Source organism: Teichococcus coralli (genome assembly GCF_009829925.1).
Classification (GTDB): Bacteria; Pseudomonadota; Alphaproteobacteria; order Acetobacterales; family Acetobacteraceae; genus Pseudoroseomonas; species Pseudoroseomonas coralli.
On record NZ_SNVJ01000049.1, the window covers coordinates 1 to 5,497 of the forward strand.

Annotated in this window: 2 tRNA genes and 3 rRNA genes; all 5 read right to left on the reverse strand. The window is 60.1% G+C overall.

Features of this window, described 5'->3' with window-relative positions:
- Window positions 1-24: 24 nt before the first annotated feature.
- The 5 genes from rrf to E0493_RS22755 all read right to left on the reverse strand — a co-directional run bounded on the left by rrf (window position 25) and on the right by E0493_RS22755 (window position 5,243).
- A 5S ribosomal RNA gene (gene rrf, locus E0493_RS22735) occupies window positions 25-140 on the reverse strand.
- Between the two features lie 118 nt (window positions 141-258).
- Window positions 259-3,003, reverse strand: a 23S ribosomal RNA gene (locus E0493_RS22740).
- A 265-nt stretch (window positions 3,004-3,268) separates the two neighbouring features.
- Window positions 3,269-3,340: transfer RNA gene (locus E0493_RS22745), tRNA-Ala, on the reverse strand.
- An 82-nt stretch (window positions 3,341-3,422) separates the two neighbouring features.
- Window positions 3,423-3,496: transfer RNA gene (locus tag E0493_RS22750), tRNA-Ile, on the reverse strand.
- Window positions 3,497-3,752: 256 nt separating this feature from the next.
- A 16S ribosomal RNA gene (locus E0493_RS22755) occupies window positions 3,753-5,243 on the reverse strand.
- The 16S, 23S and 5S rRNA genes sit together here with 2 tRNA genes alongside, the layout of an rRNA operon.
- Between the last annotated feature and the right edge of the window lie 254 nt (window positions 5,244-5,497).

Sequence of the window (5,497 nt, forward strand, 5' to 3'; positions counted from 1 at the left end):
GTTGAGCGACTTTCCGGCTGGGTGGCCCGGCGGCGACCTACTCTTCCGCGCCTTGAGGCGCAGTACCATGGGCGCTGGGGAGTTTCACGGCCGAGTTCGGGATGGGATCGGGTGTTATCAGCCCCGCGATGGCCACCGGGCCACCGAGCCGGAAAGTTGCGACGGATGTTGTGGTGAGGGATTTGGTGTGTTGGGTGTGCGTGCGTTGAGTGAGGTTTGGTGCTGCGTGCGGTGTGTTGTGCACACTGCGGTGTGTGTGTGATGAGATCGTTTGGGCGATTAGGACCGCTTAGCTGCATCCGTTGCCGGACTTTCACATGCGGCCTATTGACGTGGTGGTCTTCCACGGCCCTTGGGGAGACCTCGTTTAGAGGCTGGTTTCCCGCTTAGATGCCTTCAGCGGTTATCCGTTCCGTACTTAGCTACCCAGCGGTGCTCCTGGCGGAACAACTGGTGCACCAGAGGTACGTCCATCCCGGTCCTCTCGTACTAGGGACAGATCCTCGCAAGTCTCCAACACCCATGGCAGATAGGGACCGAACTGTCTCACGACGTTCTAAACCCAGCTCACGTACCGCTTTAATCGGCGAACAGCCGAACCCTTGGGACCTGCTCCAGCCCCGGGATGCGATGAGCCGACATCGAGGTGCCAAACCTCCCCGTCGATGTGGACTCTTGGGGGAGATCAGCCTGTTATCCCTAGAGTACCTTTTATCCGTTGAGCGATGGCCCTTCCACGCGGGACCACCGGATCACTAAGGCCGACTTTCGTCTCTGTTCGCGCTGTCGCGCTCACAGTCAGGCGGGCTTATGCCTTTGCACTCAACAGCCGATGTCCGACCGGCCTGAGCCCACCATCGCGCGCCTCCGTTACACTTTGGGAGGCGACCGCCCCAGTCAAACTGCCCACCACGCAGGGTCCTGGCCCCAGCTGATGGGGCTCAGTTAGACACCAGAAAGGCGCAGGGTGGTATTTCAAGGTTGGCTCCGCCGAAGCTAGCGCCCCGGTTTCATAGCCTCCCACCTATCCTACACAGCCCCTTCCTGGTGCCACTGCGAAGTTGCAGTAAAGGTTCATAGGGTCTTTCCGTCTGACCACGGGTACCCCGCATCTTCACGGGGAATTCAATTTCGCTGAGCCCATGCTGGAGACAGTGGGGAGGTCGTTACGCCATTCGTGCAGGTCGGAACTTACCCGACAAGGAATTTCGCTACCTTAGGACCGTTATAGTTACGGCCGCCGTTTACCGGGGCTTCGGTTCGATGCTTGCACATCTCCCCTTAACCTTCCGGCACCGGGCAGGCGTCAGACCCTATACGTCATCTCTCGATTTCGCAGAGCCCTGTGTTTTTACTAAACAGTCGCCACCCCCTGGTCTGTGCCACCCGTCACCGGTTGCCCGGCGGCGGGTCCCGCTTATCCCGAAGTTACGCGGGCAATTTGCCTAGTTCCTTCAGCATGGTTCTCTCAAGCGCCTCGGTATACTCAACCAGTCCACCTGTGTCGGTTTCGGGTACGGTCTGTATGTCAGAGCTATTTCCTGGAGTGATCCAGCCGCGCGGCCAATCCAATAAGGCCGCACGGAACTTCACACTCGTCACTTCTGACAGGCCCAGGAATATTCACCTGGTTTCCATCGGCTACGGCTGTCGCCCTCGCCTTAGGGGCCGGCTCACCCTGCGCGGATTGGCCTTGCGCAGGAACCCTTGGACTTTCGGCGGGAGAGGTTCTCACTCTCCTTGTCGCTACTCATGTCCGCATTCGCACTTCCGATACCTCCAGCAGACCTCACGATCCACCTTCGCAGGCGTACGGAACGCTCCGCTACCGCGCTCATTGCTGAGCACCCACAGCTTCGGCACGTGGCTTGAGCCCCGTTACATTTTCGCCGCAAGACAGCTATTAGACCAGTGAGCTATTACGCTTTCTTTAAAGGATGGCTGCTTCTAAGCCAACCTCCTGGTTGTTTTGGCCGTCTCACATGCTTTCCCACTTAGCCACGATTTGGGGGCCTTAGCTGGTGGTCTGGGCTGTTTCCCTCTCGACAATGGACCTTAGCACCCACTGTCTGTCTGCCGCCCTGTACTCGCCGGCATTCGGAGTTCGGTAGGGTTTGGTAGGACTTTGGGTCCCCCTAGCCCTTCCGGTGCTCTACCTCCGGCGGTAATCGAACGACGATCTACCTCAATAGATTTCGCGGAGAACCAGCTATTTCCGAGTTTGATTGGCCTTTCACCCCTAGCCACAGCTCATCCCCGACTTTTTCAACAGGCGTGGGTTCGGCCCTCCAGTGCGTGTTACCGCACCTTCAGCCTGGCCATGGCTAGATCACTCGGTTTCGGGTCTTCTGCCGGCAACTCAGCGCCCTGTTCGGACTCGCTTTCGCTGCGCCTACACCTAACGGCTTAAGCTTGCTGCCAACAGAAACTCGCGGACCCATTATACAAAAGGTACGCCGTCACCCCAAGGCTTGCGCCCAGGGCTCCGACTGCTTGTAGGCGCTCGGTTTCAGGTCTCTTTCACTCCCCTTGTCGGGGTGCTTTTCACCTTTCCCTCACGGTACTTGTGCACTATCGGTCGCCAAGGAGTATTTAGGCTTGGAGGGTGGTCCCCCCATGTTCAGACAGGGTTTCACGTGCCCCGCCCTACTCAAGACCCTGCCTGACCTCTTCGCCTACGGGGCTATCACCCGCTCTGGCCGGACTTTCCAGACCGTTCAGCTGAACTCAGACAAGGTACTGGCCTGCTCCCCTTTCGCTCGCCACTACTCGGGGAATCTCTGTTGATGTCTTTTCCTCCGGGTACTGAGATGTTTCAGTTCCCCGGGTTCGCCTCCTGAACCTATGTATTCAGCCCAGGATCTCCCTCAGGAGGGGTTTCCCCATTCGGACATCCGCGGATCAACGATCGCTCGCATCTCCCCGCGGCTTATCGCAGCGTGCCACGTCCTTCATCGCCTCTTGGCGCCAAGGCATCCACCGAACGCCCTTCTCATACTCATCATCCACCACCGCCCGCACGCAGGACCAAACCGCCCCAGGGCTCGCACCCCAAGGCGCCCCGATCACCGCGCGTCCAACGGACAGCGATGCAACACCGAGACACTCAACGCCTGACGGGAAGTCAGCCCGCCAGAACACTCAACTCACCAAATCCGATTCACCTGTCAAACAACATGGATCACCCCAGGCGCCAGCGCGCCCCGAGCGGGGTTTTCCGGAAGCTCGCCGCCCAGGCCCCAAGGCCCGGCAGCCTCTCGCTCCACCCTGGAGGCGATCGGATTCGAACCGACGACCCCCTGCTTGCAAAGCAGGCGCTCTCCCGCTGAGCTACGCCCCCTCACGGGAACCCTTTCAGCGGACCAAACCAGACCAGCCGATCACCGGCCCAGAAACGCCCCCGGCTCGCGCCAGGGCACGCATGGGCCAGGGAGGACTTGAACCTCCGACCCCACGCTTATCAAGCGTGTGCTCTAACCAACTGAGCTACTGGCCCAAACAGCAACCCGCCCGCAAGCGCGGCCCGGGCCAACCAGCCCGAACCGCCAAGGGAAGGATGCGCGGCCGGCGCCCCGCCCGTGCCAAGGCACGGGTTCCAGCACCGCCGCAGTTCAGCCAGAGCCAGGCTGTATGAGTGTGAGAACAACCAACCAGCCTCCGCCGGTCAGCCCAAAGTCCAGGCAGGACAAAGTCTCTGTCGGTCGCGCCACAGCCGGAGGGGCAAGCCCCTCGCACCCCGTGGCGCGTCCTTGAAAGGAGGTGATCCAGCCGCAGGTTCCCCTACGGCTACCTTGTTACGACTTCACCCCAGTCGCTGACCCTACCGTGGCAGGCTAGCCCCTTGCGGTTACCGCACCTGCTTAAGGTAGAACCAACTCCCATGGTGTGACGGGCGGTGTGTACAAGGCCCGGGAACGTATTCACCGCGGCGTGCTGATCCGCGATTACTAGCGATTCCACCTTCATGCAGCCGAGTTGCAGGCTGCAATCTGAACTGAGACGGCTTTTGGGGATCGGCTCGGCCTCGCGACCTGGCGTCCCACTGTCACCGCCATTGTAGCACGTGTGTAGCCCAGCCCATAAGGGCCATGAGGACTTGACGTCATCCCCACCTTCCTCCGGCTTGTCACCGGCAGTTCCTCTAGAGTGCCCACCCAAACGTGCTGGCAACTAAAGGCGAGGGTTGCGCTCGTTGCGGGACTTAACCCAACATCTCACGACACGAGCTGACGACAGCCATGCAGCACCTGTGCATCACGCCCCTTGCGGGGAAAGCGCATCTCTGCGCCGGCCGTGACCATGTCAAGGGCTGGTAAGGTTCTGCGCGTTGCTTCGAATTAAACCACATGCTCCACCGCTTGTGCGGGCCCCCGTCAATTCCTTTGAGTTTCAACCTTGCGGCCGTACTCCCCAGGCGGTGCGCTTACCGCGTTGGCTACGACACTGAGACCCTAGGGGCCCCAACATCCAGCGCACATCGTTTACGGCGTGGACTACCAGGGTATCTAATCCTGTTTGCTCCCCACGCTATCGCGCCTCAGCGTCAGTAATGGACCAGCTCGCCGCCTTCGCCACCGGTGTTCTTCCCAATATCTACGAATTTCACCTCTACACTGGGAATTCCACGAGCCTCTTCCATCCTCAAGCACTCCAGTCTTAAGCGCAGTTCCCAGGTTGAGCCCAGGACTTTCACGCCTAACTTGGAGCGCCGCCTACGCGCCCTTTACGCCCAGTAATTCCGAGTAACGCTAGCCCCCTTCGTATTACCGCGGCTGCTGGCACGAAGTTAGCCGGGGCTTCTTCTGCGGGTACCGTCATCATCGTCCCCGCCGAAAGGGCTTTACGATCCGAAGACCTTCTTCACCCACGCGGCATTGCTGGATCAGGCTTGCGCCCATTGTCCAATATTCCCCACTGCTGCCTCCCGTAGGAGTCTGGGCCGTGTCTCAGTCCCAGTGTGGCTGATCGTCCTCTCAGACCAGCTATCGATCGTCGGCTTGGTAGGCCTTTACCCCACCAACTACCTAATCGAACGCAGGTTACTCCAAAGGCGCCCGAAGGCTTTGGGCCTCAACCCATATGCGGTATTAGCGCCAGTTTCCCGGCGTTATCCCCCACCCCTGGACACATCCCTACGCGTTACTCACCCGTCCGCCGCTGAGGGCCGAAGCCCCCCGCACGACTTGCATGTGTTAAGCATGCCGCCAGCGTTCACTCTGAGCCAGGATCAAACTCTCAAGTTCATCACAAACCTGCCCAGCAAGCCCAAAAGCCCGCCAAAACAAGCCCGGATAACCCACCTGAACCCACGCTCTCACACCCAGTCCAGCCCAACCCTGCCGCCAAACCCAGCGCCAGCACCCTCAAACCATGACGCCAAAAACGCCACCGCCCGAACGCCAGCCGCGCATCCCACCCCCAAAGCACCACACCCAAGACAAAACGCCCCGGCACAGCACCCCAAAAGCAGCAACACACCCCGCCAGATCCAACCAAA